This window comes from Salegentibacter sediminis, from assembly GCF_002078605.1.
GTDB lineage: Bacteria > Bacteroidota > Bacteroidia > Flavobacteriales > Flavobacteriaceae > Salegentibacter > Salegentibacter sediminis.
The window spans coordinates 71790-96501 of sequence record NZ_MSJR01000002.1; the positions used below are offsets into that span (position 1 = coordinate 71790).

General features: G+C 39.8%; 28 protein-coding genes. 19 read left to right on the plus strand and 9 right to left on the minus strand.

Annotated elements, in window-relative coordinates; translation table 11 throughout:
• The first annotated feature begins 337 nt into the window (after positions 1 to 337).
• On the plus strand, positions 338 to 952 hold the full coding sequence (locus tag BUW93_RS04600; RefSeq protein ID WP_081209651.1) for a MarC family protein: 615 nt from the start codon (positions 338 to 340) through the stop codon (positions 950 to 952).
• A gap of 3 nt (positions 953 to 955) precedes the next feature.
• On the opposite strand, the gene BUW93_RS04605 is transcribed toward BUW93_RS04600, so the two are convergent.
• Positions 956 to 1357: a hypothetical protein gene (locus BUW93_RS04605; RefSeq protein WP_081209653.1), complete on the minus strand. Its 402-nt coding sequence runs from the start codon at positions 1355 to 1357 to the stop codon at positions 956 to 958.
• Positions 1358 to 1474: 117 nt separating this feature from the next.
• On the opposite strand from BUW93_RS04605, the gene BUW93_RS04610 reads away from it, so the two are divergent.
• From BUW93_RS04610 to BUW93_RS04625, 4 genes are all read left to right on the plus strand, one after another.
• Positions 1475 to 1921, plus strand: a complete 447-nt coding sequence (locus tag BUW93_RS04610) for an Lrp/AsnC family transcriptional regulator (RefSeq protein WP_081209655.1) — start codon at positions 1475 to 1477, stop codon at positions 1919 to 1921.
• Between the two features lie 179 nt (positions 1922 to 2100).
• Positions 2101 to 2298 (plus strand): DUF1328 domain-containing protein, encoded by a 198-nt coding sequence (locus BUW93_RS04615; RefSeq protein ID WP_081209657.1) that lies wholly within the window; start codon positions 2101 to 2103, stop codon positions 2296 to 2298.
• Between the two features lie 110 nt (positions 2299 to 2408).
• Positions 2409 to 3836, plus strand: coding sequence for a hypothetical protein (locus BUW93_RS04620; RefSeq protein WP_081209659.1), 1428 nt, complete (start codon positions 2409 to 2411; stop codon positions 3834 to 3836).
• Entirely contained in the window at positions 3833 to 4429 is a 597-nt protein-coding gene (locus BUW93_RS04625) for a DUF1684 domain-containing protein (protein ID WP_081209661.1), read from the plus strand. The genes BUW93_RS04620 and BUW93_RS04625 overlap by 4 nt, the downstream gene beginning before the upstream one ends.
• Here BUW93_RS04625 and BUW93_RS04630 read toward each other — a convergent pair whose 3' ends face one another.
• The 5 genes from BUW93_RS04630 to BUW93_RS15070 form a co-directional block, all read right to left on the minus strand.
• Positions 4430 to 5662: an ammonium transporter gene (locus BUW93_RS04630; protein WP_081209663.1), complete on the minus strand. Its 1233-nt coding sequence runs from the start codon at positions 5660 to 5662 to the stop codon at positions 4430 to 4432. It lies immediately after the preceding gene.
• A 1-nt stretch (position 5663) separates the two neighbouring features.
• Positions 5664 to 6002: a P-II family nitrogen regulator gene (locus tag BUW93_RS04635; RefSeq protein WP_081209665.1), complete on the minus strand. Its 339-nt coding sequence runs from the start codon at positions 6000 to 6002 to the stop codon at positions 5664 to 5666.
• Positions 6003 to 6268: 266 nt separating this feature from the next.
• Positions 6269 to 6643, minus strand: a complete 375-nt coding sequence (crcB, locus tag BUW93_RS04640) for a fluoride efflux transporter CrcB (RefSeq protein ID WP_081209667.1) — start codon at positions 6641 to 6643, stop codon at positions 6269 to 6271.
• Between the two features lie 5 nt (positions 6644 to 6648).
• Positions 6649 to 7686, minus strand: a complete 1038-nt coding sequence (locus BUW93_RS04645; protein WP_081209669.1) for an SRPBCC family protein — start codon at positions 7684 to 7686, stop codon at positions 6649 to 6651.
• 70 nt (positions 7687 to 7756) lie between these two features.
• Entirely contained in the window at positions 7757 to 7945 is a 189-nt protein-coding gene (locus BUW93_RS15070) for a hypothetical protein (RefSeq protein ID WP_081209671.1), read from the minus strand.
• 150 nt (positions 7946 to 8095) lie between these two features.
• Between BUW93_RS15070 and BUW93_RS04655 the strand changes: the two genes are divergently transcribed.
• Positions 8096 to 9103, plus strand: coding sequence for a Gmad2 immunoglobulin-like domain-containing protein (locus tag BUW93_RS04655; protein WP_157893283.1), 1008 nt, complete (start codon positions 8096 to 8098; stop codon positions 9101 to 9103).
• A 7-nt stretch (positions 9104 to 9110) separates the two neighbouring features.
• Here BUW93_RS04655 and BUW93_RS04660 read toward each other — a convergent pair whose 3' ends face one another.
• On the minus strand, positions 9111 to 10178 hold the full coding sequence (locus BUW93_RS04660) for a branched-chain amino acid aminotransferase (RefSeq protein WP_081209675.1): 1068 nt from the start codon (positions 10176 to 10178) through the stop codon (positions 9111 to 9113).
• Between the two features lie 98 nt (positions 10179 to 10276).
• On the opposite strand from BUW93_RS04660, the gene BUW93_RS04665 reads away from it, so the two are divergent.
• The 3 genes from BUW93_RS04665 to BUW93_RS04675 all read left to right on the plus strand — a co-directional run bounded on the left by BUW93_RS04665 (position 10277) and on the right by BUW93_RS04675 (position 12416).
• On the plus strand, positions 10277 to 10765 hold the full coding sequence (locus BUW93_RS04665; protein ID WP_081209677.1) for a DUF4920 domain-containing protein: 489 nt from the start codon (positions 10277 to 10279) through the stop codon (positions 10763 to 10765).
• A 1-nt stretch (position 10766) separates the two neighbouring features.
• Positions 10767 to 11444 (plus strand): tRNA (5-methylaminomethyl-2-thiouridine)(34)-methyltransferase MnmD, encoded by a 678-nt coding sequence (mnmD, locus tag BUW93_RS04670; protein ID WP_081209679.1) that lies wholly within the window; start codon positions 10767 to 10769, stop codon positions 11442 to 11444.
• 69 nt (positions 11445 to 11513) lie between these two features.
• Positions 11514 to 12416: a TIGR01777 family oxidoreductase gene (locus tag BUW93_RS04675; RefSeq protein ID WP_081209681.1), complete on the plus strand. Its 903-nt coding sequence runs from the start codon at positions 11514 to 11516 to the stop codon at positions 12414 to 12416.
• 50 nt (positions 12417 to 12466) lie between these two features.
• Here BUW93_RS04675 and BUW93_RS04680 read toward each other — a convergent pair whose 3' ends face one another.
• Positions 12467 to 13135, minus strand: a complete 669-nt coding sequence (locus tag BUW93_RS04680) for a YceI family protein (RefSeq protein ID WP_081209683.1) — start codon at positions 13133 to 13135, stop codon at positions 12467 to 12469.
• A 151-nt stretch (positions 13136 to 13286) separates the two neighbouring features.
• Here BUW93_RS04680 and BUW93_RS04685 point away from each other — a divergent pair, with 151 nt between their 5' ends.
• From BUW93_RS04685 to BUW93_RS04715, 7 genes are all read left to right on the plus strand, one after another.
• Complete coding sequence (locus BUW93_RS04685) at positions 13287 to 13883, plus strand: nucleotide exchange factor GrpE (RefSeq protein WP_081209685.1); 597 nt, start codon at positions 13287 to 13289, stop codon at positions 13881 to 13883.
• A 110-nt stretch (positions 13884 to 13993) separates the two neighbouring features.
• Positions 13994 to 15115, plus strand: coding sequence for a molecular chaperone DnaJ (dnaJ, locus tag BUW93_RS04690; protein ID WP_081209687.1), 1122 nt, complete (start codon positions 13994 to 13996; stop codon positions 15113 to 15115).
• Positions 15116 to 15325: 210 nt separating this feature from the next.
• Entirely contained in the window at positions 15326 to 16255 is a 930-nt protein-coding gene (locus BUW93_RS04695) for an ABC transporter ATP-binding protein (protein ID WP_081209694.1), read from the plus strand.
• Positions 16248 to 17540 carry an ABC transporter permease gene (locus BUW93_RS04700; protein WP_081209696.1) on the plus strand — a complete coding sequence of 431 codons (1293 nt, stop codon included), beginning with the start codon at positions 16248 to 16250 and terminating at the stop codon, positions 17538 to 17540. The genes BUW93_RS04695 and BUW93_RS04700 overlap by 8 nt, the downstream gene beginning before the upstream one ends.
• A 2-nt stretch (positions 17541 to 17542) precedes the next feature.
• The gene (locus tag BUW93_RS04705; RefSeq protein ID WP_081209698.1) at positions 17543 to 18448 is read left to right on the plus strand and encodes a mechanosensitive ion channel family protein; all 906 of its coding nucleotides are present in this window, start codon (positions 17543 to 17545) and stop codon (positions 18446 to 18448) included.
• A 7-nt stretch (positions 18449 to 18455) separates the two neighbouring features.
• Entirely contained in the window at positions 18456 to 19355 is a 900-nt protein-coding gene (locus tag BUW93_RS04710; RefSeq protein ID WP_081210217.1) for a DUF6268 family outer membrane beta-barrel protein, read from the plus strand.
• Positions 19356 to 19357: 2 nt separating this feature from the next.
• The gene (locus tag BUW93_RS04715) at positions 19358 to 20524 is read left to right on the plus strand and encodes a sigma-54-dependent transcriptional regulator (RefSeq protein ID WP_081209700.1); all 1167 of its coding nucleotides are present in this window, start codon (positions 19358 to 19360) and stop codon (positions 20522 to 20524) included.
• 1 nt (position 20525) lies between these two features.
• Here the strand turns inward: BUW93_RS04715 and BUW93_RS04720 are convergent, their stop codons facing one another.
• Positions 20526 to 21122 carry a hypothetical protein gene (locus tag BUW93_RS04720; RefSeq protein WP_081209702.1) on the minus strand — a complete coding sequence of 199 codons (597 nt, stop codon included), beginning with the start codon at positions 21120 to 21122 and terminating at the stop codon, positions 20526 to 20528.
• Positions 21123 to 21551: 429 nt separating this feature from the next.
• On the opposite strand from BUW93_RS04720, the gene BUW93_RS04725 reads away from it, so the two are divergent.
• From BUW93_RS04725 to BUW93_RS04735, 3 genes are all read left to right on the plus strand, one after another.
• Entirely contained in the window at positions 21552 to 22973 is a 1422-nt protein-coding gene (locus tag BUW93_RS04725; protein ID WP_081209704.1) for a M20/M25/M40 family metallo-hydrolase, read from the plus strand.
• A 133-nt stretch (positions 22974 to 23106) separates the two neighbouring features.
• Positions 23107 to 24471 (plus strand): MATE family efflux transporter, encoded by a 1365-nt coding sequence (locus tag BUW93_RS04730; RefSeq protein ID WP_081210219.1) that lies wholly within the window; start codon positions 23107 to 23109, stop codon positions 24469 to 24471.
• A 10-nt stretch (positions 24472 to 24481) separates the two neighbouring features.
• Positions 24482 to 24712: a hypothetical protein gene (locus BUW93_RS04735; RefSeq protein WP_081209706.1), complete on the plus strand. Its 231-nt coding sequence runs from the start codon at positions 24482 to 24484 to the stop codon at positions 24710 to 24712.

Sequence of the window (24712 nt, forward strand, 5' to 3'; positions counted from 1 at the left end):
TTCAAAAACGCAGCGCTCAGGATATTGCACGAGGGGCTTATAAATAATTAAATCCCGGTAACCTGTTTTCCGGGATTTTTTATGACTTCATATCTTCGGGAGAAAGAAAGCTCTTCAAAGATCTGCCCCCCCCTGGGTACCGGCAAATTTGGCAAGGATCTTTAATGTATCGCTTCTCAAAAAAATCTCCGGTACTATGCCGTTTTTCGTTTTCTTACAGGAACCTATTTTTAAATTAAAATTTAGTTCTTTTAGTTTGTCACTCTGAATTTTCAGATTAGTTTTGCAGCTTCTTAAAATTAACCTGTAACTTCGTAAGTGTCTAAAGGATAAAACTATGGAAAATTTTTGGTTGTTTGCCATAGGGGTATTTACCGCGTTTTTCGCCATCAATAATCCGGTGGGAAATATTCCAATCTTTATGAGCCTTACTAAACAGGCCGACAGGAGCAGGAAGAAACATATTTCCAAGAAGGCAACCTTCACCGCATTTGTTATTGTTTCCGGTTTTATAATTCTGGGAAAATACATTTTTGAATTCTTCGGACTTACTATTCCTGCCTTTAAAATCACCGGGGGTATTTTGGTATTTTTTGTTGGTTTTGAAATGATAAGAGCGCAGCAATCCAGTATTGATAACCAAACCGAAATAGATTTCAACGAGGGAATTTCTATCTCCCCATTGGCAATTCCAATTTTGGCAGGTCCCGGTACCATTGTAACAGCCATGAACTATACTACAACAGCCAGTTATTTGGATATGGCAATTTTAGTGGTGGTATTTGGGCTCGTTATGCTTCTCAATCACCTGGCTTTTATTTCCAGCGATTACCTGGTGCGCTTTATAGGCCAGAACAAGATTATAGTTATCGAGAAAATTATGGGATTGATTATCGCGATAATCGGAACCAACATGTTGATCCAGGGAATAAATTTAGCTTTCTTTGATTAAGAGCTAAGCCTTGTGATTTTGGAGCCAATCGGAAACCATTTTATCGAAAAGATGGATTTCCTTACGAAGCAGGTTCAGAAATTCCACCTCTTTTACCCCGCAGGTTTCAAGCTTTCTACAAAGATATTTAAGGTTTTTGGCAACGGCTCTGATATTTTTAACACGTTGCAGCCTTGAATCTGAATTAGGGGCAGAGGCTGCCGAGGCAATTCCTGGAGCGAGCTGCAAAGATTCTGTTACCAGAGTACCCGCCTGGAAGTGTTGTGGATTAGCTGAAAAACCCATTTCGATAACGTGCTTATCATCAGAAAAATAGGCCGCGATAGCCCTGGAAATCTTAAAGATCTCAAGAGCTTTTCTATAAACTGGAAGATGATAAGTGTTGTTGGGAAATGCGGAGTCCATATCCTGGTTATTTTTTATTTAAAATTACCATGTAAATTGCAGTCTCATCTTTAGTTTTTAAACTTAAATATTTAATTTATCTTTGATTTTAAAGAATAAATTATAAAATAATTAAAAATGCAGCTTGATGAATTAAACTGGGCTATCCTGGAAAAGCTTCAAAAAAATGCACGTCGGTCTTTTTCTGAGATCGGACGGGAAATAGGCCTAAGCTCTCCCGCGGTTGCAGAAAGAGTTAAAAAAATGGAAGATGCAGGGGTTATTTCCGGTTATAAAACCGAAGTGTCTTATCATAAAACGGGGCATCAGTTAAAGGCAATAATTACCCTAAGAGCTTTTATGGGCCGGTTAAAACCATTTCTGGAAAAAGTAGTTGAATTCCGCGAGGTGGTTAACTGTTATCGAATAACAGGGAACGAGAATATCATCATGGAAGTTGTGCTTTATGACCAGGTTCATCTCACCGAATTTATCGATAGGTTAATTACCTACGGCGAAATAAAAACTCATATTATTCTCTCCAATGTAATTGAGCATGCTCCTATAAAGAGACGGTTGGGTTAATAAGATTTTAAAGAAGGATGCTCTACATTTGTTAAAAAAAACACCTTTACTAAGAATCCTTAACGTATTTTTACGCCCTGCATATACTTTTAGTTAAATAGGGATTAATTGTAATTTTCTTAATACTTATACGACTGATCTGTGCTTAGATTTGTATACAACAAACAATAAAAAAAGTTATGAGAAAATATAGTTCAATTTTTTTAATACTGGCAGTGGTGACGGGGCTCATAGGCTTTACCGGCCTTAGCTTCTCGGGAATTGAAGTAGTGAGAGTATTATTTTTGATATTCGCCGATTTATTGGTGATATCCCTTCTGGCTAAATTGATCTTTCCTTCTGAAAAAATGAAATTTCAGCGAGTGAAAAATAAATAAAGAATTAAATTCTGCCCCAAAAAAAAAGCTTTTCTCTAATTAAGAGGAAAGCTTTTTTTATGGAAGAATATTAAATTTCAAATTGTGTATCTTTATAGTAAAGGTTTAATATGAAACAAGGTTTATTATTAAGTATTTTAATAGGTACTCTTTTTTTTGGTCAAATCTGGTCACAGGAGACAGTTATATCCAAAGGGAGAGTGGTAGACAGCCTTAAGGTGGAGGATAGTATTTCTGAAACCTTTTCACTTTACATTCCGCAAGATTTTGAAAATGGCGAGACCTGGCCGACCCTGGTTATTTTTGATCCGCAGGGGCGTGGTAGACTTACTACCCAGCTCTTCAGAAGTATTGCCGAGGAGCAAGGTTATATCATTGCAGCATCTAATGAAGTTTTAAATAAAACTCCATTGCAAACTAACCTACAGGTTGCTAACAGACTTATAACCCGATTATTAATCTCAATACCCGTAAATCCAAACTTGGTATACGTTGGCGGATTAAAGGAAGGCGCTGAACTCGCCTCGGCCACACCTTTAATTTACCAGGATATTCGTGGAGTACTTGCAGTTGGCGATGCCTGGGTGAACCCTGAATTAACCGATAAGATGAAGCCTTTTTTCTTTAGTGCCGTAGCAGGTGATGAAGATGCGGGCCTATTTGGCCTACAGGCTTTTGTAGATTTTTATAAACAGAAAAAGTTTCCCACTGAAATTAATTATTTCGATGGTAATAATAAGGAATGGCCCGATACTTTTGTGCTTAATAATGCTGTTTCTGCTTTTAGTTTAGATGCAATGGCAAAAGGCCTGAGAGAAAAAGACCAGGTATTCATCCAGCGTTTATTTGAGAAAGAATTGGAGTCTACTGAGATGCTACGCCGCCAGAGAGATTATCTTAGGGCCTACGAAAAACTGGAACAGATGGAAGATAAGTACGCCCTTTTTAATGTCAATTCCGATAAGGTGACAGATCGTTTGAAGTCTTTAAAACGTAATAAAGCTTATAGGCAACAACGAAGAGATTTTAGAAGGGCAGAGAATCTGGAGGCTGAAAAACAGGAGGAATATCGCTACCTGATGGAGATGGATATACTTAGCACTAATTTTGAAAATATCGGGTGGTGGGAATACCAAATACAAGAACTTCAGGAACTCGCAGAGAAAGGCAGTCCCGCCGAAAAAAAAATCTATACCAGGTTACAGGATTTTTTGAGGGAACTTTCTCTAAGTCATTTCGATATTATCATGGAAAGCCAGGCGGGGATTGATACCAAAATATTTGTGAGTGTATTGAGAACTGCCCTGGATAAAGAAGATCCTGAAGCATATTTGAAAATTATTTCTCTCGCAGGACACGATGGGGATCATCAAACAGCCTTGATGTATCTGGAGGACCTGTTAAGAACCGGGTATAAAAACATCGATGCGCTCTATGATATTGAGGGGATTCTTGATCTAATATTGAGCCAGGAGTACAATGATTTAATCAAAAAATACCTGGGAGAATCAAAATATTATAACCACTCCTTTAAATGAAGTTTGTAGTTTTTTCTCTGCTTTTGGTTTTCTGTGATCTTTGTGCAGCCCAGAAGCAGGATTATTACGAGCAAATACTCAAACACCGTGAGGCGATAGACTTAAAATTTGCAACCGAAGAAGAATCTCCCCTTGAAGAAAAAGATTTTCGGGAATTTAAACAACTCACTTACTTTGGGATCGATGCTAAATTCAGCTTAAAAGCTAATTTTGTAAGAACTCCAGACACGCCTTTATTTGCAATGCGTACCACAACTTCCCGACTTCCGTTATACCGAAAATATGCCGAGATTTACTTCAGCCTTGATGGCAAGACATATAAATTAAATTGTTATCAGAATCAGGAATTAGCTTCAGATCCTGAATATCATGATTATTTGTTTCTTCCTTTTACAGATCTCACGAATGGTGAAACCACCTACTCCGGCGGACGGTATTTGGACTTAAGGATACCGGAGGGTGATTCCATTATTTTAGATTTCAATAAAGCATATAATCCATATTGTGCGTATAGTGGGAAATATTCCTGTCCCATGGTTCCGAAGGAAAATCATCTGGAAATTCCTATTTCTGCCGGGGAAAAGAAGTTTTAATCAGCTTTCATTCATTCCAAGACTGGTATAGGCTGCTGTGCCATGCTCATGAGCATCAAGGCCTTCTATTTCTTCAGTTTTTGTAACCCGTAGACCTATACTTTTCTTTAATCCGAAAAGGATAAAAAACGAAGAGGCAACACAAAACAGGCCTACACTAAAAATTCCTATAAACTGATTCAGTAATTGCGACCAGCCTGCTAATTCTCCGAAGATACCTACTGCCAGAGTACCCCATATTCCGCAGACCAGGTGTACCGAAATAGCACCTACCGGGTCGTCCAGCCTTAAACTATCAAGAAATGCCACGGCAAAGACGATAAGCACTCCTGCAATGAAACCTATAACGAGAGCATCTATAACCCCCATTAGATCGGCTCCGGCAGTTATTCCTACTAATCCTCCAAGAACTCCGTTCAGAATCATACTCAAATCATTGTCGCGATATCTCAGGTAGGAGACCACGAAGGCTCCAAGGCCTCCGGCAGAAGCGGCAATACAAGTAGTGACCAGTACGAGCGAGGTGGTGGCAGGATCGGCAGAAAGAACAGAGCCGCCATTAAAACCAAACCAGCCAAACCAAAGTAAAAAGACCCCAACTGTTGCAAGCGGAATACTATGGCCGGGAATCACACTTATCTTCCCTTCTTTAAATTTTCCAATTCTGGCGCCTAATAAAATAATACTTACCAGGGCGGCCCAGCCCCCCACAGAATGAACCAGGGTAGAACCGGCAAAATCGTAAAAACCAATGGTATCCAGAAAACCGCCGCCCCATTTCCACATTCCGGTTATGGGGTAGATAAAACCAACATACAATATGGAAAAGATTAAAAAACTTGAAAGTTTAATGCGTTCGGCTACTGCGCCAGAGACAATCGTGGCTGCCGTTGCTGCAAACATTGCCTGAAACAGGAAATCGGTATAAAAAGTATAGGCGCCATCAGCATAATCGGCTGAGAGTCCATTAGAGGGTAAAAGCAAACCCAAATTAGAAAATCCGAATACAGCTCCTGAGAAAGTTTCTCCCGGGTACATTAGGCTAAACCCAACAAGGGTATAGGAAAGGATCCCGATAATGAGGATCATCACATTCTTAAAGAGGATGTTAATAGTATTTTTTGCACGGGTAAGTCCGATTTCCAGTAGGGAGAAGCCCAGGTGCATAATAAATACAAGGGCAATGCAGATCATCATCCACAAATTATTGGTGGTAAAAACAGCGTAGTCCATATTAATTAAGAGATTTTATTCCGGTTTCCCTGGTTCGTATTCTGTAAACTTCTTCGACTGGAGAAATGAATATTTTCCCGTCACCCACATTCCCGGTATAAGCGGTTTCTAAAAGGATGTTTACCGCGGCTTCGGTAAAATCATCACTAACCACCATAGAAAGCATGCGTCTTTGAATATCGCTCGTACTATAGGCAACTCCACGGTAAACCTTGCCGTGTTTTTCATTTCCCACTCCGGTGACATCCCAATAGGTGAAGAAATTCACATCTATTTGCTGAAGAGCATTCTTAACCTCGTCGAATTTCGATTTTCGGATTATTGCTTCAATCTTTTTCATAGGAAGATTTTTCTTGTCTTTTTTATGGTTTTATGTAATTCGCATGGTTTCATGCGTGCTTTGAATAAATAGCCGGTATGCTTATTTGATAAGTTCAAACCGACTGTTGATTTGAACCAAAAGTATAAAAATAATCTTTCAGAAGAGTAAAAACAGGGGGTGGTGTGTCTATTTTTATGTATATATTATAAATACCCCTATAAAATTTAAGGGTTATATGAATAAAAGTGTTGTTTTTGTGAAATTCGTATGAGAATTAAAGGGGGTTATATCGATTTAGAGAATAATAGCCCTAAACCTATAGCGAGAATTCCCAGGATGATACTCCCCAGGGTATAAATAATGAAATGAAGATAATCTCCCGACTTTAGAAGGGACTGATTTTCAAAAGCGAAGCTTGAAAAAGTAGTAAAGCCGCCACAAAAGCCTATAGCAAGTGCAAGATTGAAATTTGAATTCAGGGCGTTGTTCTTTATAGCCCAACCAAGAATTATTCCCAGGAGAAGGCTTCCAAGTATATTTACGCTAAGAGTGCCGTAGGGAATGCTAAAATGAGCCTTGTTCAGGTATTTGGTTATCAAAAACCTTAAAGCGCTGCCCAGGCCTCCACCTAAAAAAACAAGGATAATTTGTTTAGCCATTAAAACTATTTAATCGGAATATGAATTTGTGTGACCCACTCTGCCGGGTTTGGATTACTTTCAGGTCCGGTGATATATACTTCAAAAACATCTTCCTCCTCATTTAATTCCAGACCGTGTTCTTGCATATAGTCGTAAGCAGTATTCCAGGCATCCTGCAGATTCTTATAGTCTCCCTTGAGGCTTGTTCTAAGTACTTTTTGATTTGGAAGATTGCCGTTGAGTATCTGGCTGTTATTGGGCGTTACCACCTGACTCGGGGTAAAGATCCCGGCCGAAAAAATTGCTGTGCCCGCGTTTTCATCCCTTTCGTTGTATAGGGTAAAAGGTTTTCCGCTTATTTCTATATTATTTTCTTCCATATAGGTTCTTACATCTGCGATCATTTTTTGCACCCGCTGATTAACCTGGGAAATTTTTGTAGCTGTAGTGGTGTACATATAATAACCTCCTCCATGCTGTATCACTCCATCTACATTGATGGAAAACTCTTCCATTTTCTTTATTACAGAATTTTCCAGGTTCTCCAGGCCTTTTCTAAACTTTGGCCTCATCATCCCACTTAAGGTCTCGGACTGGAAACTAAAAGCAAGTTTTTCCATAAAACTTTGGGTACCTTTCATTCCCCAGGTCACTTTGGTGCTATCTTCCATTTCCATGGCGTTGAATTCCCAGTAAATTTTACTGGTGGAGGTACCAAAAGGCGTATCAAAACTTATTTGCTGTTCTATGCTGGAAAAGGGTTTTGCATCCAGGGTTTTAATCCTGCCATCTCCCATCTTTTCACTCTTCCAGGAATAGCCGGCATCTTTCCCCCGGGTTTTTTCCTCATATTCAATCACCATATCTTCTGCCTCCAGCGACCAGGGTTCCCAGTTTCGCCAATTATGGTATTCATTCACTTCATTAAAAACCACTTCTGCCGGCGCCGGAACTATTCGGGTTTCTTCTATGTGATATTCTCCGTCTTTGGTTGCGATATAAATTGAGCCGGCAATTACAATTATAAGAAGTAAAAAGAGTAGGTATTTAAATATTTTCATTTTGGCAGTGGTTGATTATACTGCTAAGATAAAGAATTTAACAAACCAAAATTGCCTATTCCCGGTTAGATTAATGACCAAGCCAGGATTTCAGAAAAAAAAGAAGAATAATAAAAGCAATAAAACCAATTAATACGTAAATACTGCCTTTGTAATACTTTTTATGCAGCTTTGTGTCTTTCCGGTAGGAGAAAGTGATTATTGCAACAAATGCAATAAGGAAGAGGGCAGCAAATATTAATTGACCGGTGCTAAACATGCTTAATAATTTGTGACAAAGTTACATTTTTATAGTTTTATCTTCTCAACTTATGCAGGACAAAAGGGAAACTTTTAAATTATAAAAATAGGCAGGGGTTCAAATAAAAAGTTTTCCCGAATGCTTCTGCTTTTTATTAATATTAAAATCATGAAATACACTTATTATATCTTACTGGTTTTGCTGATTTTCTCCTCCTGTAAAGAGAAATCAGAAAAAGAGCCGGAGACCGAAAAAACTGAAACTACTCCTGATGGAGAGTCTCTCAAGAATTATAGTTCTCCAGATTTTCAGCTGAGGTTTGAATATCCTGATAATTATAAAGTTATAGAGGATAGTCTTCCGGGGAAGGCTCCGGTAATAAATGTCTTCCGAAAAAATAATCCGGGGGAGCCTCCATTTGTTATTCATGAAGATTTCGGAAATGCCTATATTTCATTTTTACCCAGGGGCTATGGGGTAGACGGCCCATCAGGAGTTCAAAAATCTTTGGAGGAATTCGGCAACCCACTGCCTCTTTCTTTTGAGATTGATAAACAAAAATCCCGGGTTTATTTACTGAATAATGGAGAGCTGTGGGGTTTGTATCTTCGGTTTGCTACTCCTCCAGAGACCTGGAGTGAATATGGCGGAATATTTGTCAGGTATAAAGTGCGGGACTTCGAAGCCAGATGTAAATCCTCGGCGAATAAGGAGATACCTATGGAAGAATGCGACCCACTGGGCGGAGATGAGATTTTATATTTTGGAAAGGTGGAAGAAAAATCCAAACAGGAAATCGATGGAATTATTAAAAGTCTTTGGTTCTCCCGGGATAATTATGATCGCAAAGAAATTTCCGATTTAATAAAGATTGAATTGGCGGTTAGGGGAAAAACGATAGAATCTCCTCTGGAAATTAAAGGAGAAGCACGCGGGAACTGGTTTTTTGAAGCCACAGCTCCCGTGGAACTTCTTGATGGTAATTTTCGATCTCTTGGCAGAAGCTACATAGAAGTGGTAGGTTCTAATTGGATGACCGAGGAATTTGTAGCCTTTAAAGGCAGTATAGATTTTAAAAAGCCGGATACCGAAAACGGATATTTATTGCTTAAAAATGGCAATGCATCAGGAAAGCCGGAGCTGGACCGAATTCTAAGAATCCCTGTAAAATTTTAAAAAAGGACTATTTTACTTCGTATCTCCAGCCGTATTTATCTTCTGCCTGGTTATACTGAATTTTCATTAGTTTGTCTTTAAAGAAACTTGCGTAAGTATCCTCTAATTTTGGAAGTTCAAATTTTTCGCCTTTGTATCCAAAGCCAACAATTGGGTTGATCACAGCTGCGGTGCCGGCACCAAACATTTCCTTGAGTTCCCCGTTTCTGGCAGCCTCAACAATTTCCTTTACGCTTACTTTTCTCACTTCCACGTCAATATTAAAATCTTCGGCCAGAGTAATAAGGCTCTTACGGGTCACCCCATCCAGGATCCTGTCGCTGGTTGGTGCAGTGAGTAATTTATCTCCAACCCTGAAGAAAATATTCATTGTTCCTGCTTCCTCAAGGTATTCATGAGTATTGGCATCGGTCCAAACAATCTGCTGGAAGCCTTCTTCTTTTGCCAGGTTGGTTGGATGGAACTGCGCAGCATAGTTACCGGCAGCCTTGGCATATCCCACCCCGCCATCGGCAGCACGACTAAAAGTTTCAGAAAATTTCACTCTTACCTCGCCGCTGTAATAAGCCTGGGCCGGGGAGCAAATAATCATAAATTTATATTTGGTAGATGGTGCAGCAGAAACGCACTCTTCGGTAGCGATCACAAAAGGCCGGATATAAAGGGAGTTGCCGAAACCTTTCTGAATCCATTCTTTATCTAATTTTAATAATTCCTCAAGACCATTGAAAAAATACTCCTTCGGAAATTCAGGAATAGCAAGCCTTGCACCCGATATGTTTATTCGTTTAAAGTTTTCTTCGGGCCTAAAAAGCCAGATTTTATCCTCTTCATCCTTAAAAGCTTTCATTCCTTCGAAAACCGCCTGCCCATAATGGAAAACCTTGGCCGAAGGCATAAGCTCTATGGGGCCATAGGGTTTAATCTTTGGGGTCTTCCACTTTCCATTTTCATAATCACACTCCAGCATATGATCGGTGAAGATTTCACCAAACACGAGCTTATCCAGTTTTGTTTGATCAAGTTTAGAGGTAGGAGATTTTATAATTTCGAGAGAGGAAGTATTGGTTTTCATTGGTTTAAATTTAGTTAACAAATTTACCGAAATATTGGCAGAATAAAAATCAAAAGTTTTGGTAAATTAGTTTTTTGCTAATTCCCCTAAGCCTAAGTATGATGAATAAATTATTTTCTGTAATCGCTTTGTTTTTGGCCATTTTCTGCTGGAATATGAATTTTGCTCAAAATTATTCTGAAGACGGGTCATACGCTATTTACGGGGAGAAAATTTCATCGGAAAACGCACTGGGACCTCTGGCTGCACAAAATCATTTTGAATCTTTGACACCTGGCGATACCTTAAATATTAAATTTTCTACCAAAGTAAAAAGCCTATGCAAGATGAAAGGGTGTTGGATGGTTCTGGAATTGCCTGGGGAAGAAGTGCGGGTTAGCTTTAAGGATTACGGTTTTTTTGTTCCTAAAGATATTGAAGACAGGGAAGTGATCGTCGCCGGAAAGGCCTATCTGGAGGAAGTTTCGGTTGAAAATCAAAAACATTATGCAAAAGATGCAGGGAAAACCCCTGAAGAAATAACACTTATCAATGAACCCGCATTAACCAGGTCTTTCATGGCACATGGGGTATTAGTAAAAGAATAATTTGGAAAGGAAAATTATCAAGACCGCCGATGGGTCTGTAACAATTCATTTACCGGAATGGGACGAGCAATATCATTCTAAACACGGCGCGGTGCAGGAAGCTCAGCACGTTTTTATTAAAATGGGTTTGTATCATTACTTAAAAGCCAGCCCTAAGCCTGAGCTCTCTATAATGGAAATTGGTTTTGGAACCGGACTTAACGCTTTTATCACTTTTTTAGAAGCGCAGAATCTTCCAGTAAAATTTAACTATACCGGGGTAGAAGCTTTTCCGGTTACTTCACAGGAGATTGCTGCCTTAAATTATCCTGAAAACCTTTCAGCAGAAAATCAGGAATGGGCATTTCAGAAAATTCACGGGACCCCCTGGGAACATTATATATCGATAAGTGATAATTTCCAGCTGAAAAAACTTCAGAAGAAATTCGATGAGATCTCTGCTAAAAACGAGTTTGATATAATTTATTTTGATGCTTTTGGAGCCAGGGTACAACCGGAGCTCTGGACCGAAGAAATCTTTGAGATCATGCATTCTGCTTTAAAAGATGGAGGAATCTTGGTCACTTATTCGGCAAAAGGTAGTGTTAGGCGCGCTCTGCAAAAGGTAGGATTCATCGTTGAAAGGCTAGAGGGACCGCCGGGAAAACGTGAAATGTTAAGAGCGACAAAAAGTTGTTAGGCTAGCTTGTTAAACCTCTAATAAAGTGCTGGTAAAGCCCAAGACAAGTACCTATCTTGTAAAGAAAAAATGCGTGTATTAATTACCGGTGCTACGGGCCTTATTGGATCGCAGGTTACTCAGCTGTGCCAGGAAAAAGGTATTAAGGTAAATTATCTTACTACTACCCAAGATAAAATTGAATCAAAACCTGATTATAAAGGATTTTACTGGAACCCGGAAAAACAGGAAATAGACCCTGAAGCTCTTAAGGGGGTTAGTGCTATAATTAATCTTGTTGGTGAGAGTATTGCTAAGCGTTGGACGCAGGAGCAAAAAGAAAAAATTATAAGCAGTCGGGTAGATACGGCTAATCTTTTGTATAAAACGCTTCAGGATAATAATCATCATATCACCCATTTCATTTCTGCCAGTGCTATTGGTATCTATCCCAGTTCTCTGGAAAAACTCTACACCGAAGATAATGAAGCTGTAGACGATTCCTTTGTGGGGAAGGTTGTGGTAAAATGGGAAGAAGCCGCCGAGAATTTTACTGACCTGGGAATGGATGTTGCCAAAATACGAATAGGCCTGGTTCTAGCTCGCGAGGGTGGTTTTTTGGAAAAGCTTAAGGAGCCTGTGAATTTTAATGTGGGTTCTCCCCTTGGTAGTGGCAAACAATGGCAGTCATGGATACATATTAATGATGTGGCAGGTATTTTTGTGCATGCTCTGGAAAATAAACTGGAAGGTACCTTTAATGCCGTTGCTCCCAATCCCGTGACCAATAAGGAACTGGTGAACGAAGTCGCTTCTAAAATGGGGAAATCAGTATGGTTGCCTAATGTTCCGGCAATTGCTATTAAAGCAGTTCTGGGAGAAATGTCAAGACTGGTGTTATCCAGTCAGTTGGTAAGCAGCGATAAAATAGAACATACCGGTTATAGATTTGAATACGCTAATTTAGCGAAGGCCCTGGAAGATCTTATGTAATAAAAAAGTCACCAGTTATGGTGACTTTTTTATTGGTTTGAAAGGTGGTTTTAAGATTTCTCGGCGACAAGCTTTACTATTAAATTAATATCATCATAAACAAAATTATCTCCAAGCCCATCGAAAACTGATTTTGATCCAAAATTAACCTTCCATTGAGTTCGGTCTATACTGAATTCGTCACTGGAAATTTCCACCTGATCTCCACTACGATTAATCATAACCGGAAAGGTGATATTTTTGGTCTCTTCTTTTATAGTAAGGTTGCCAGAAAGCATTGTCTGCCCGTTTTCTTCCTTGATATCAGTGATCTTGAAGTTCGCTTCAGGGTATTTTTCGGTATTGAAAAAATCTCCTTCCTTACCTTCTACGGTGCCCTTTAGATGGGCCTCAAGATCAGAGCGGTCTTTGCCTTCTAGATCGGCTACCTCTATGGATTTCATATCAATTACAAAACTTCCACTTTCTATGGTGCTGTCGTTTGCCTTGAAGGAACCTTCGGCTAATTTGATAGTTCCTCTGTGAGTGGCGGTAGGTTTCTTGCCTTTCCAGTGAATTACAGATTCGTCGGTATTTACTTTAAACTCTTTGGTTTCAATATTGGCTTCGCGAATATCTCTGGCTTCTTCGGTTCTGGCCTTATTGTTTTCATTTTTACACCCGGTTAGAGCTAAACTTAATAAACCAATAAAGATGGTCTTACTCAGTAGTTCTTTCATTTTTAGTCGATTTAGTGGTTATTTCAAAAGTAAGCTTTCCGGAGTTTGAAATTTCTTAAAACAATATTAAAAAGAATTGGTGACATTTTGACATTTGATAAGAATTGGCAATACTTTTGACCGTTTCTGCCCGTATTTAAATGCTGAAAAAATGAGTAAAAAGAAAACAGATAAAGCTAAAAATAACGATAATCAGGTAAATGATAATTCGGTTAAGGATAAAGTAGAAGACGCTATCGACCAGGCCATTGAAGACGTTGAAGAAAGTGCCGAAGATAAGCAGGGGGACGATGAGTTTTCGGAGACCGATAAATTAAAAGAAGAGGTTCAGAAAGAAAAAGATAAGTTTTTACGTCTTTTTGCTGAATTTGAAAATTACAAGAGACGCACCTCCAAGGAAAGATTGGAGTTATTTAAAACTGCCAATCAGGAAGTAATGTCAGCCTTGTTACCTGTGCTGGACGACTTTGACAGGGCTTTAAATGAAATTCAGAAAACCGAAGATAAAAACCTGCTAAAGGGAGTGGAGCTAATACATACTAAATTTAGAGAAACCCTTACAAGCAAAGGTCTGGAGGCTATGAATGTTGAAAAAGGAGACGATTTCGATTCCGATCAGCATGAAGCGATCACCCAAATTCCGGCGCCTTCCGAAGACCTTAAAGGCAAGATTGTTGATGTAGTGGAGCGGGGTTACAAACTTGGGGAGCGTATTATTCGTTATCCCAAAGTAGTTACCGGGAAGTAAGCCAGCTCTTAGCAAGCTCACGAGGCCTTGAAAGAGAAGAATACATGCTTCGTAGCATTTAAATCTCGATTATCGAGTATAAAGCATTTTTTGAATCGCAAAAACACCAAATGAAAGAAGATTATTACGACATATTAGGAATTAGCAAAGGTGCTTCTACTGCCGAAATAAAAAAAGCATATCGGAAAATGGCTATCAAGTATCATCCGGATAAAAATCCTGATGATCCTAAAGCCGAAGAAATGTTTAAAAAATCGGCAGAGGCTTATGAAGTATTGAGCAATGAAGATAAGCGTGCCCGTTATGACCGGTTTGGCCACCAGGCTTTTGAAGGTGGCGGCGGCTTTGGCGGCGGCGGTATGAATATGGATGACATCTTCAGCCAATTTGGCGATATTTTTGGCGGCGGCTTTGGCGGTGGAGGTTTCTCTGGTTTCGGAGGAGGCTTTGGCGGAGGAAGGCGCCGTGCCAAAGGTAGTAACCTTCGTATTCGCGTGGCGCTCACCCTGGAAGAAATAGCTAACGGAGCAGAGAAGAAGATTAAAGTTAAACGTAAAGTCCAGGCTCCCGGTACCACTTATAAAACCTGTAGTACCTGTAATGGTACAGGACAGGTGACCAGGGTTACCAATACAATTTTGGGAAGAATGCAAACGGCTTCTCCCTGTGGTACCTGTAGCGGTTCGGGCCAGATTATAGATCAGAAACCCGCTGATGCAGATGCCCAGGGTCTTAAGATGAAAGAAGAAACTGTTTCCATAAAAATCCCTGCAGGGGTAGAAGAGGGAATGCAGCTTAAAGTTTCAGGTAAGGGAAACGATGCTCCCGGTAATGGTGTTCCAGGAGACCTACTGGTAGCTATAGAGGAAAAAGAACATGCCAGTTTGCAGCGCGAAGGGGACAACCTGCATTACGATTTATATATCAGTCTTTCTGAAGCCGTACTCGGAACTTCTAAAGAGATTGAAACGGTTAATGGAAAAGTTCGTATTAAAATAGATGAAGGGATGCAATCGGGGAAAATCCTGAGGTTACGCGGTAAAGGTATTGGTAACCTTAACGGCTATGGCAAAGGGGACCTGCTGGTGCACGTAAATGTATGGACCCCTAAGACACTTACCAGAGAACAGAAAGATTTCTTTGAACGCATGGCCGATGATGAAAATTTCCGACCAAATCCCGAGAAATCTGATAAATCCTTCTTTGAAAAGGTTAAAGATATGTTTTCTTAATACTCCAATTTTAAGAAATTATTTATATATTTGATTATCACTAAGTCTTTTGGTGATAATTTTTCTTTTTCATAGCAATTTTTTTCCCATCCTTAATTCAATTAAGGGTGGGTTTTGTTTTTTAGGCGGAATTGTAAATTATAAATTCTTCTTAATTCAAAACCTCTCTCCTGTCATTTCAATATCTTTACCAATATCGAAACCTCGCGTATGGATAACCTCTTAGTGGCAGAAAATATTTACAAAAGCTTTGGAAATTATACTGCACTAAATAATGTTTCTATAAATGTTCCCCGGGCCAGTGTCTTTGGCCTTTTAGGTCCCAATGGCGCCGGAAAGACCACCCTGCTTAGAATTATTAACCAAATCACTATGCCAGACCGTGGTGCGATCTATTTGGATAATAAACCTCTACATCCCGATGATATTCAGCATATTGGTTACCTGCCGGAGGAAAGGGGACTTTATAAATCAATGAAAGTTGGGGAGCAGGCCCTTTACCTGGCACAACTAAAGGGGCTTTCTAAGGCTGATGCAAAAATGCGCCTGGAATACTGGTTTGAGAAACTTGAAATTTCAGGTTGGTGGAACAAGAAGATTCAGGAGCTTTCTAAAGGAATGGCTCAGAAGGTGCAATTCGTCATTACGGTACTTCACCAACCAAAATTGTTGATCTTTGATGAACCTTTTAGTGGTTTTGATCCCGTGAATGCAAGGCTTATAAAACGGGAAATTCTTCAATTGAAAGAGGAAGGAGCAACCATTCTTTTTTCAACCCACCGTATGGAAAGCGTGGAGGAGCTTTGTGATTATATGGCCCTTATTCACAAATCCAATAAACTTCTGGATGGCCGTGTTTCAGATATTAAAAAAGAGTATAAGTCGAACACATTTGAAGTGGGGATGGAAGCAAAAAATGAACCTGCATTATTGGCTGAGCTTCAGGAAAAATTTATTGTGGGTAATGCTACTTTTAAAAGCATTCATACCGATTTAAAATTAAGAATTCAACTTCAGGAAAATGAATCGGCGAATCATTTGTTGGAATTCCTTTTGAACCGGGCACAAATAAATCATTTTGTGGAGGTAATCCCTTCAGTAAACGATATTTTTATCCAAACCGTTACCCGTGATGCGTAATTTGAAATTAATCATAAGGCGCGAGTACCTAGCAAGGGTAAGGAATAAAACCTTTATCATCATGACCTTTTTAAGTCCGTTGATTCTGGTTGGGATGTTTATGTTAGTGGGGTACTTAAGTATGTTGAATACCAGCGAACAGCAAATAATAGCCCTTTATGATGAGACCGGTATTTTTTCTTCAGATTTTAAAGATGGCAGGCAGGTTCAATATCTCGATTTCTCCAATCTTTCCTTCGAAAAAGCTTTGGTTAAGGTTAGGGAACAGGAATATTATGGCTTGATTTATATTCCTCAAAAAGAGAATGGGGGCGTGGGCCAGATCCAGTTTTTTGGAGTAGAACCTCCGGGTCTAGGGACGGTGCAGGCTGTGGAGAAAACAATTTCTGACAGACTAACCAAAAGGGAATTGATGCAGCGGGGGATAGATATTAGCGCCATGGAGGCGGCTGAAGTAAATGTAGATGTTGAAATTCAGAATTTTTCGGGACAGCGAACTTCCAAGATGTCCAACTATATCAAAATGATCTTTGGGGGTATTGCCGGTTATTTATTAATGATGTTCATTATAATTTATGGTAATATGGTGATGCGCAGTGTAATTGAAGAAAAAACCAATCGAATTATCGAAATAATTGTCTCTTCAGTAAAGCCTATACATCTTATGTTAGGTAAGGTTTTAGGTACCTCCCTCGCGGGCCTAACCCAATTCAGCATCTGGGTTATATTGGGGGCGGTTTTATTGTGGATTACGAGTTTCACTCTGGGGATTGATATTCTGTCTACCCAAAAAGAACAAATGGAAATTATGGGACAGATGGCCCAGTCTGACCTAAGCCTGTTCCTTACCGATGTATATAATTTACCATTGCTGAGTTTATTCATATTTTTTGTGATTTATTTCCTGGGGGGATATTTTCTATACAGTTCAATATATGCAGCTATAGGTGCAGCGGTAGACAGCGAAACCGACACTCAACAATTTATGTTCCCGGTAATTCTTCCACTTATGCTGGGGATTTACGTTGGTTTTTTTGCGGTGATTGAAAATCCTCACGGTAGTATTTCTACGGTTTTCTCTATGATTCCGCTTACTTCCCCAATCGTGATGTTAATGCGTATTCCTTTTGGGGTTCCCTGGTATGAACTGGCCATTTCTTTAAGTTTACTTTTAATTACTAATTTAGGAGTGGTATGGTTGGCTTCAAAAATATACAGGGTAGGAATATTGATGTATGGGAAAAAGGCTAGCTATAAAGAATTATTTAAATGGCTTAAATATTAAAAATGCAGAACCAAAGCACAGCAGAAAATATTAAAGAGGTAATAGAAAAGGATATTTGGGGTCTAATCCAGGATATATGGAACCATGTACTGTTTTCTTATGACCTGGGGGGTGATAGGATTTATATCACCATAGGATTGATTTTACTAATTATTATAGCCTTTGTTCTTACCAGTACCATCCTAAGAATAATAAGATCCTTCGTTACAGGAAAACTTGTAGATGAGGATAAAATGAAATTTATTAGTGTCTTTAAATTCATAAAATACTTCATATATGTTGTAGTAATCTTAATAACCCTAAGTTCTGCAGGAATAGATATTACAATACTTTTAACAGCATCGGCAGCATTATTTGTCGGTTTAGGTTTAGCTTTACAAGAGTTATTTCAGGATGTGATTGGTGGCATATTTATTATTCTAGACAAATCACTTCTGGTTGGAGATGTCATTGAAGTAAACGGGCGGGTAGGAAGAGTTTTTGAAATTAAACTCCGAACCACCAGGGCAATTACCCGTGACGACAAAGTGATGATAATTCCCAATCATAAGTTCATGAGTGACGTGGTGTATAACTATACCCAAAATCATAAAACCACTCGGGAAATGGTTAAAGTGGGAGTTGCCTACGGCAGCGATACTCAATTGGTGAAACAAATCCTGCTTGAGTGCGCAAAAGAGAATAATAGTATTCTTGATACTCCAGATCCCTTTGTGCTTTTTGAGGATTTTGGAGATTCGGCCCTGTTGTTTGCCGTTCATTTTTACGTGAGCGATAGTTTTGTTGACCCCAAGATTAAAAGCAACCTGAGGTTTAAAATAGACGAGGAATTTAGAAAAAACAATATTACCATTCCATTCCCACAGCGGGATGTACATATTTTTAATGACAACCTATCTAAAAAATAGAAAGAAGATGTGTAGAGCATTAATTTTATTAAGTTTAATCCTGTTATTGGTGGGAGTGCCAAAAAAGCTTTCAGCCCAAACAACAGACCTTGCAAGAATTGAATACACTTATTTTCCGCAATCGAATTCTGATAATTCCTTTAGAAGATTCCGGAGTTTTGTGAATTATCCTATTAAACTTAATGATAAAGAAGCTTATCTCATCCCGGGGGTGGAATACCGCAATGTGAACTTTAAGTATGAGGATTCAGAGAATTTTAATACTCAAAAGCTGGATCGCTTCCATTCCTTTAAAGGGAATCTGGCTTATACTTTTAAGTTAAGTGAAGATTGGCGGTTTGCCGCCGAAGCTGGTTTAAAGATCGCTTCAAATCTTTCAACCGATAAGGTTATTAATGATGACCTTATTTATATAGGTTCCGTTTATTTCGTCAAGATAAAAGAGGATGAACGCTATGTAGAGCCCTGGCGATTAATTCTCGGCCTAAATTATTCTACCACTACCGGATTTCCATTTCCGCTGCCCATTGTGAACTATTACAAGAGATTTCATCCCAGGTGGTCTTATACCGTGGGAACTCCAAAATCTAATTTAAAGCATTATTTTAACGATAAGCATTCTATGCAGGCCTTTGTTACCCTCGATGGATTTTTCGCGAATATTCAGGAAAATTTTAAAGTGCAGACCGCTAATAACGGGACTGCCGAAAGTATTTCCATGACTATTCTGCTTAGCGGCCTGGGCTATGAATATCATTTCACCGATCATATTTCTTTTTATACCTACGCAGGTTATACCTTAATGAATGATATTCGCTTAAGGGATAAGGACATGGAAGACCTTTACACCATCAATAAAACCAATACTTTTTATTGCCGCGGAGGTTTAAAATTTAGTATATTATAATTATGGCAAAAATTTTATTAATAGAAGACGAAGCATCTATAAGAAGGGTTTTGGTAAAAATCCTTACTGAAGAAAATTCAAAATATTCTGTAATCGAGGCTGAAGATGGCCTGGCGGGCACCGAAAAGATAAAAGATGAGGATTTCGACCTGGTCCTCTGTGATATCAAAATGCCCAAAATGGATGGTGTAGAAGTCCTTGAAGCCATCAAAAAGATAAAACCGGAAGTACCTGTGGTGATGATCTCCGGCCATGGAGACCTGGATACCGCTGTAAACACGATGAAGATGGGCGCTTTTGATTATATATCTAAACCGCCCGATCTCAATCGCTTGCTTAATACCGTTCGCAATGCGCTGGACCGCAAAGAACTGGTGGTGGAAAACACCCGCCTTAAAAAGAAAGTAAGCAAGAATTTTGAAATGATTGGGGAGTCTAAGGCCATCCAGCATATTAAAGATCTTATCGAAAAAGTAGCTCCTACAGATGCCCGGGTGCTAATCACCGGGCCCAATGGTAGTGGTAAAGAACTGGTGGCGCATTGGCTGCACCAAAAGAGCGACCGTTCTTCGGGCCCCATGGTAGAGGTGAATTGTGCTGCAATTCCATCAGAATTGATAGAAAGTGAACTTTTTGGTCACGTTAAGGGAGCCTTTACCTCGGCTAATAAAGATCGTGCAGGAAAATTTGAGCTCGCTAATGGAGGTACCATTTTCCTGGATGAAATAGGGGATATGAGCCTCTCGGCACAGGCGAAAGTGCTACGTGCCCTCCAGGAGAGCAAGATATCACGGGTTGGCAGTAGTAAGGATATAAAGGTTGATGTTCGCGTGATTGCCGCTACCAATAAAAACCTGAAGAAAGAGATCGAGGAGAAACGATTTAGGGAAGACCTTTATCATAGGTTGGCCGTTATTTTAATCCAGGTGCCAGCTTTAAATGACAGGCGTGAAGATATCCCGCTGCTGGTAGAGTATTTTGGCGAAAAGATCGCTAACGAACACGGTACCAATAAAAAACAGTTTACTCCGGAAGCTTTAAAGTTATTAAAGGAATATGATTGGCGTGGGAATATACGGGAATTACGCAATGTAGTGGAACGCCTTATAATCTTAGGAGGTAACGAGGTTACCGAAGACGATGTAAAGGTTTTTGCAGGGAAATTATAAGTTATTCATCCTTAGCCGGCGGGAAATATCTTAAAAAATACATGGTATCCCCGCTGGGGTGTTGCCACTCGTGAAAAAGTTCAAATCCGAAGCGCTGGTAAACAATAGAGTTTTTGCGCATCCGGGTTTCGGCATAAAGAGGAATCTGGTATTCTTTGGCCTGCCGGTAGAACTCGTCTTTCATCTCTTTGCCAACCTGGGTGTCGGCGCCTCGGGAATCGGCGAGTATACCCCAAAACCAGCAGTAAAGATAGTCGCCTTCGGCGGGGCGTTGCTTCTTTATATAATTCTGATTTTTAATAATGCTGAAGGCATTCTTTATGCCGGTAACATTAATGACCAGGCCTAACTGCGTCCAGATATCTTTCCAGAAACTATCGGCTTTACTATTGGTTTTAAATAAAATGGCTATTCCTTTTCTGTTTTCAGAAATAATAAGGGCATCCTTTTCTATCGCCTTTTCCACCATATGAGTGGCGAGATACTGAAAGCGTTTATGCCGGTTTCCACCTTTTTTAACGATATCCATTGAAGAAGGAATCTCCTTTAAAAGGCTGGTTACTTTTTCTATTATTTCCTGTTTTTCTTCCTTTTTCAAGCCAGTATATTTTAGTGGGCAAATGTAAAAAAAATGTTTCTTAAAGATTGTATCTTTCGTTACCCAAATAGGGCGTAAATCTTATAAAGAACTTTTTAATTTCCTTAAGGAAAAAAGTGAACCCCCTCGATTCCAAAATCTCTTCAGGAATATATCTTTAATAAACCCTAACCAAATTTGTTCCTGAAGGTAAAAATCTGCAGGCCATTATTGCCCTTTAACCGATGAGCTTCCAGGGAGGTTAATTCTCAATATTTCTAAGCCACGGCACGTTATTTGGTTGCCATAAAACTTTACCAAACACCTCAATATGTTTGCAAAGGTAAAAGAACCGGTATAGGCTCCTGAAATATTTAAGAATTTAGAGGAATATATTTAGGGGTTTAAAAGGAATAGTTATTTTCGTGCTTATTAAATTATAATTTTTCAATGAAAAGATTACTTAGCCTGCTTTTTATAACTTCAGTATTTGTTGCTGCAAGTGGACAGGAATCCTCTTCTAAAGAAGATTCATTACAATTAAGAAAGATATATGATTATGCCCTTTTGGAAGGAAAGAGTTATGAGTGGCTGGACCATTTATCCAATAAAATAGGAGGAAGGCTTTCAGGGTCTTTAAATGCTCAGCAAGCCGTGGAGTACACCAAAGCCGAACTCGAAAACCTGGGCCTTGATAAAGTCTGGTTGCAACCGGTGATGGTTCCAAAATGGACCCGCGGAGCGAGGGAATTTTCTTATTTGCAAACAGCCCCGGGAGAAACCCGGGATTTAAATATTACTGCCCTTGGTGGATCGATTTCCACTCCCGAAGGCGGGACTAAAGCCGAAGTGATTGAGGTGCAAGGCCTGGAAGAACTGGCCGAACTGGGGAGAGAAAAAATAGAAGGAAAGATCGTGTTCTATAATCGCCCGATGCGTCCTGAACTCATCCATACTTTTGAAGCTTATGGAGGTTGTGTAGATCAGCGATATTCAGGTGCAGAAGAAGCAGCCAAATATGGCGCGGTTGGGGTAATAGTACGGTCGTTAAGCTTAAAACAGGATGATTACCCGCATACCGGGTCAATGAGTTATGGAGACACGCCTGTGGCACAAAGAATACCCGCAGCAGCAATTAGTACCAACGATGCCGATTATGTAAGTGGTATGTTGAAAATTTCACCCGATCTTCAACTTTATTTTAAACTGAATTCCCAGCAACACGAAGATGTACTTTCCTATAATGTGATAGGAGAGATTACAGGAAGTGAATTTCCCGATGAAATTATGGTAGTTGGAGGGCATTTGGATTCCTGGGATCTAGGTGATGGTTCTCACGATGACGGAGCCGGGGTAGTACAATCTATGGAGGTGCTAAGGCTCTTTAAGGAGATGGGATATCAACCAAAAAGAACCTTTAGGGTGGTGCTTTTTATGAATGAGGAAAATGGACTTCGCGGCGGAAATGAATATGCCAAAGTTGCGCGTGAAAAAGGAGAAAAACACATATTCGCTTTAGAAAGCGACTCAGGAGGGTTTACCCCACGCGGCTTTTCCTTTGATGCCGATGAGGCGCAATTTGCACAGATAAGAAGCTGGCAGGCTTTATTCAAACCTTATCTAATCCATTATTTTGAACTGGGAGGAAGCGGGGCAGATATCGGTCCCTTAAAAGACGGAGATATGGTTCTCGCCGGACTTCGTCCTGATTCCCAACGTTATTTTGATCATCATCATGCGGCCACAGATACCTTTGAACATGTGAACAAACGGGAATTAGAACTTGGAGCTGCTACAATGACTTCGTTGATATACCTTGTTGATAAATACGGGATCAAACAAATAAATACCCAGTCGCAGCAGAAATTCTAAACAAGGAAAATTTTATCTCTAAAACCGGACTTTTAAGTCCGGTTTTTTTATGAATTAGGCTTACCGAATTTTCCTGCTCTTTCAATTTTTATGGTGATAAAACATTCTATCTTTGCAGCCTAAAAAAATAAGCTTGCAATTATCAGCATACACAAAAGAATTCAGCCGAAACCTTAGTATAGCCTTTCCGGTAATGCTCGGGCAATTGGGCCATGTCCTGGTTGGTCTTGTTGATAACTTAATGATTGGTAGGTTGGGCGCCGCCCCTCTTGCTGCCGTTTCCCTGGGAAACGGAATGGTTTTTATAGCGCTTTCTCTTGGAATAGGCTTTTCCTTTGCGATTACCCCTCTCATTGCTGAAGCAGATGGTGCTGGTGATATTGATAAAGGCCGAAGCTATTTTCACCACGGAGTAATTCTTTGTACGCTCAATGGTATTTTCTTGTTCCTGGCGCTGGTGCTTGCCAAGCCGGTTCTAAACTATATGGATCAACCTCCGGAAGTGGTTGCCCTGGCCATTCCTTACCTGAACATCGTGGCTTTTTCCATGATCCCGCTTATGATTTTTCAGGCATTTAAGCAATTTGCCGATGGGCTTTCCCAAACTAAATATGCGATGTACGCCACCCTTATTGCCAATGTGGTGAATGTGGTGTTCAATTACCTGCTTATCTACGGAATCTGGATCTTTCCCCGGCTGGAGTTGGAAGGAGCAGCAATTGGTACCTTGATTTCCCGGTTTTTTATGCTTTGGTTTGTGTGGGAAATCCTTAGAAGAAAGAAAAAATTCGCTGAATATTTCAAATGGACCAGAAAGGAACTTCTTAAACCAGATATTTTTAAGAGGTTACTGGCCCTCGGTTTTCCCACCGCTCTACAAATGTTTTTCGAAATGGCTATTTTTACCGCTACCGTTTTTCTTGCCGGTACTTTGGGCACCAATCCGCAGGCCGCTAACCAGATAGCCCTTAACCTGGCTTCTATGACTTTTATGATCGCAGTTGGTCTTGGAGTTACAGCCACAATAAGAGTTGGGAACCAGAAGGGGCTTAGACGCTTTAAGGACCTTAGGCGCATAGCATTTTCCACCTTTTTACTGGTATTCCTTATCGAGGCTGTTTTTGCCTTAGGCTTTATTTTACTTAAAGACTGGTTGCCTACTTTTTATATCGATAATACTGAAGTGATTCTTCTTGCAGCCCAATTACTTATTGTAGCCGCTCTTTTTCAGCTTAGCGATGGGCTACAGGTAGTTATTCTAGGCGCCTTGCGGGGTCTTCAGGATGTAAAAATACCTACCCTTATTTGTTTTATCGCATACTGGCTTATTGGGTTTCCGGTTTCCTGGTACTATGGTAAAGCCGAGCAGTTAGGAAGTATGGGAATCTGGTTAGGATTGTTGGCAGGCCTTACTGCTTCCGCATTAATGTTGTATCTTCGGTTCAACTTTTTAAGCAAACGTTTAATTGAAAAGAAAGCCGTACTGGCTCAAAATTAATTATTTTATTATGGATTTTCCGAAATTTCTTCTTGGCGATAATACAGACTATCCCAATGCTGTTTTCGTAGTACATACCGAATTCCCCCGTTTTATCATCAACCTTGAAAATGATGAGGTAGAATGGCTGGAGGATTTCGATACCGCAGATGAAGAGGAACTTGCCAACGAGACTGAAGCTTTAATCAAAGAGGCTTCTGAATTCTACGATCGAGAGGTATCCCGTTACGAAGAAGATTAA

Excerpts from the sequence above, each read along its gene's own strand:
- BUW93_RS04695 (WP_081209694.1), top strand. The coding sequence starts at position 15,326 with ATGGATAACCTCTTAGTGGCAGAAAATATTTACAAAAGCTTTGGAAAT.
- BUW93_RS04605 (WP_081209653.1), bottom strand. The coding sequence starts at position 1,357 with ATGGACTCCGCATTTCCCAACAACACTTATCATCTTCCAGTTTATAGA.
- BUW93_RS04705 (WP_081209698.1), top strand. The coding sequence starts at position 17,543 with ATGCAGAACCAAAGCACAGCAGAAAATATTAAAGAGGTAATAGAAAAG.
- BUW93_RS04660 (WP_081209675.1), bottom strand. The coding sequence starts at position 10,178 with ATGAAAACCAATACTTCCTCTCTCGAAATTATAAAATCTCCTACCTCT.
- BUW93_RS04685 (WP_081209685.1), top strand. The coding sequence starts at position 13,287 with ATGAGTAAAAAGAAAACAGATAAAGCTAAAAATAACGATAATCAGGTA.
- BUW93_RS04625 (WP_081209661.1), top strand. The coding sequence starts at position 3,833 with ATGAAGTTTGTAGTTTTTTCTCTGCTTTTGGTTTTCTGTGATCTTTGT.
- BUW93_RS04715 (WP_081209700.1), top strand. The coding sequence starts at position 19,358 with ATGGCAAAAATTTTATTAATAGAAGACGAAGCATCTATAAGAAGGGTT.
- BUW93_RS04665 (WP_081209677.1), top strand. The coding sequence starts at position 10,277 with ATGATGAATAAATTATTTTCTGTAATCGCTTTGTTTTTGGCCATTTTC.
- BUW93_RS04635 (WP_081209665.1), bottom strand. The coding sequence starts at position 6,002 with ATGAAAAAGATTGAAGCAATAATCCGAAAATCGAAATTCGACGAGGTT.
- BUW93_RS04680 (WP_081209683.1), bottom strand. The coding sequence starts at position 13,135 with ATGAAAGAACTACTGAGTAAGACCATCTTTATTGGTTTATTAAGTTTA.
- BUW93_RS04725 (WP_081209704.1), top strand. The coding sequence starts at position 21,552 with ATGAAAAGATTACTTAGCCTGCTTTTTATAACTTCAGTATTTGTTGCT.
- BUW93_RS04655 (WP_157893283.1), top strand. The coding sequence starts at position 8,096 with ATGAAATACACTTATTATATCTTACTGGTTTTGCTGATTTTCTCCTCC.
- BUW93_RS04710 (WP_081210217.1), top strand. The coding sequence starts at position 18,456 with ATGTGTAGAGCATTAATTTTATTAAGTTTAATCCTGTTATTGGTGGGA.
- dnaJ (WP_081209687.1), top strand. The coding sequence starts at position 13,994 with ATGAAAGAAGATTATTACGACATATTAGGAATTAGCAAAGGTGCTTCT.
- BUW93_RS04645 (WP_081209669.1), bottom strand. The coding sequence starts at position 7,686 with ATGAAAATATTTAAATACCTACTCTTTTTACTTCTTATAATTGTAATT.
- BUW93_RS04735 (WP_081209706.1), top strand. The coding sequence starts at position 24,482 with ATGGATTTTCCGAAATTTCTTCTTGGCGATAATACAGACTATCCCAAT.
- BUW93_RS04615 (WP_081209657.1), top strand. The coding sequence starts at position 2,101 with ATGAGAAAATATAGTTCAATTTTTTTAATACTGGCAGTGGTGACGGGG.
- BUW93_RS04620 (WP_081209659.1), top strand. The coding sequence starts at position 2,409 with ATGAAACAAGGTTTATTATTAAGTATTTTAATAGGTACTCTTTTTTTT.
- BUW93_RS04600 (WP_081209651.1), top strand. The coding sequence starts at position 338 with ATGGAAAATTTTTGGTTGTTTGCCATAGGGGTATTTACCGCGTTTTTC.
- BUW93_RS04630 (WP_081209663.1), bottom strand. The coding sequence starts at position 5,662 with ATGGACTACGCTGTTTTTACCACCAATAATTTGTGGATGATGATCTGC.
- BUW93_RS04700 (WP_081209696.1), top strand. The coding sequence starts at position 16,248 with ATGCGTAATTTGAAATTAATCATAAGGCGCGAGTACCTAGCAAGGGTA.
- crcB (WP_081209667.1), bottom strand. The coding sequence starts at position 6,643 with ATGGCTAAACAAATTATCCTTGTTTTTTTAGGTGGAGGCCTGGGCAGC.
- BUW93_RS04610 (WP_081209655.1), top strand. The coding sequence starts at position 1,475 with ATGCAGCTTGATGAATTAAACTGGGCTATCCTGGAAAAGCTTCAAAAA.
- BUW93_RS04675 (WP_081209681.1), top strand. The coding sequence starts at position 11,514 with ATGCGTGTATTAATTACCGGTGCTACGGGCCTTATTGGATCGCAGGTT.
- BUW93_RS15070 (WP_081209671.1), bottom strand. The coding sequence starts at position 7,945 with ATGTTTAGCACCGGTCAATTAATATTTGCTGCCCTCTTCCTTATTGCA.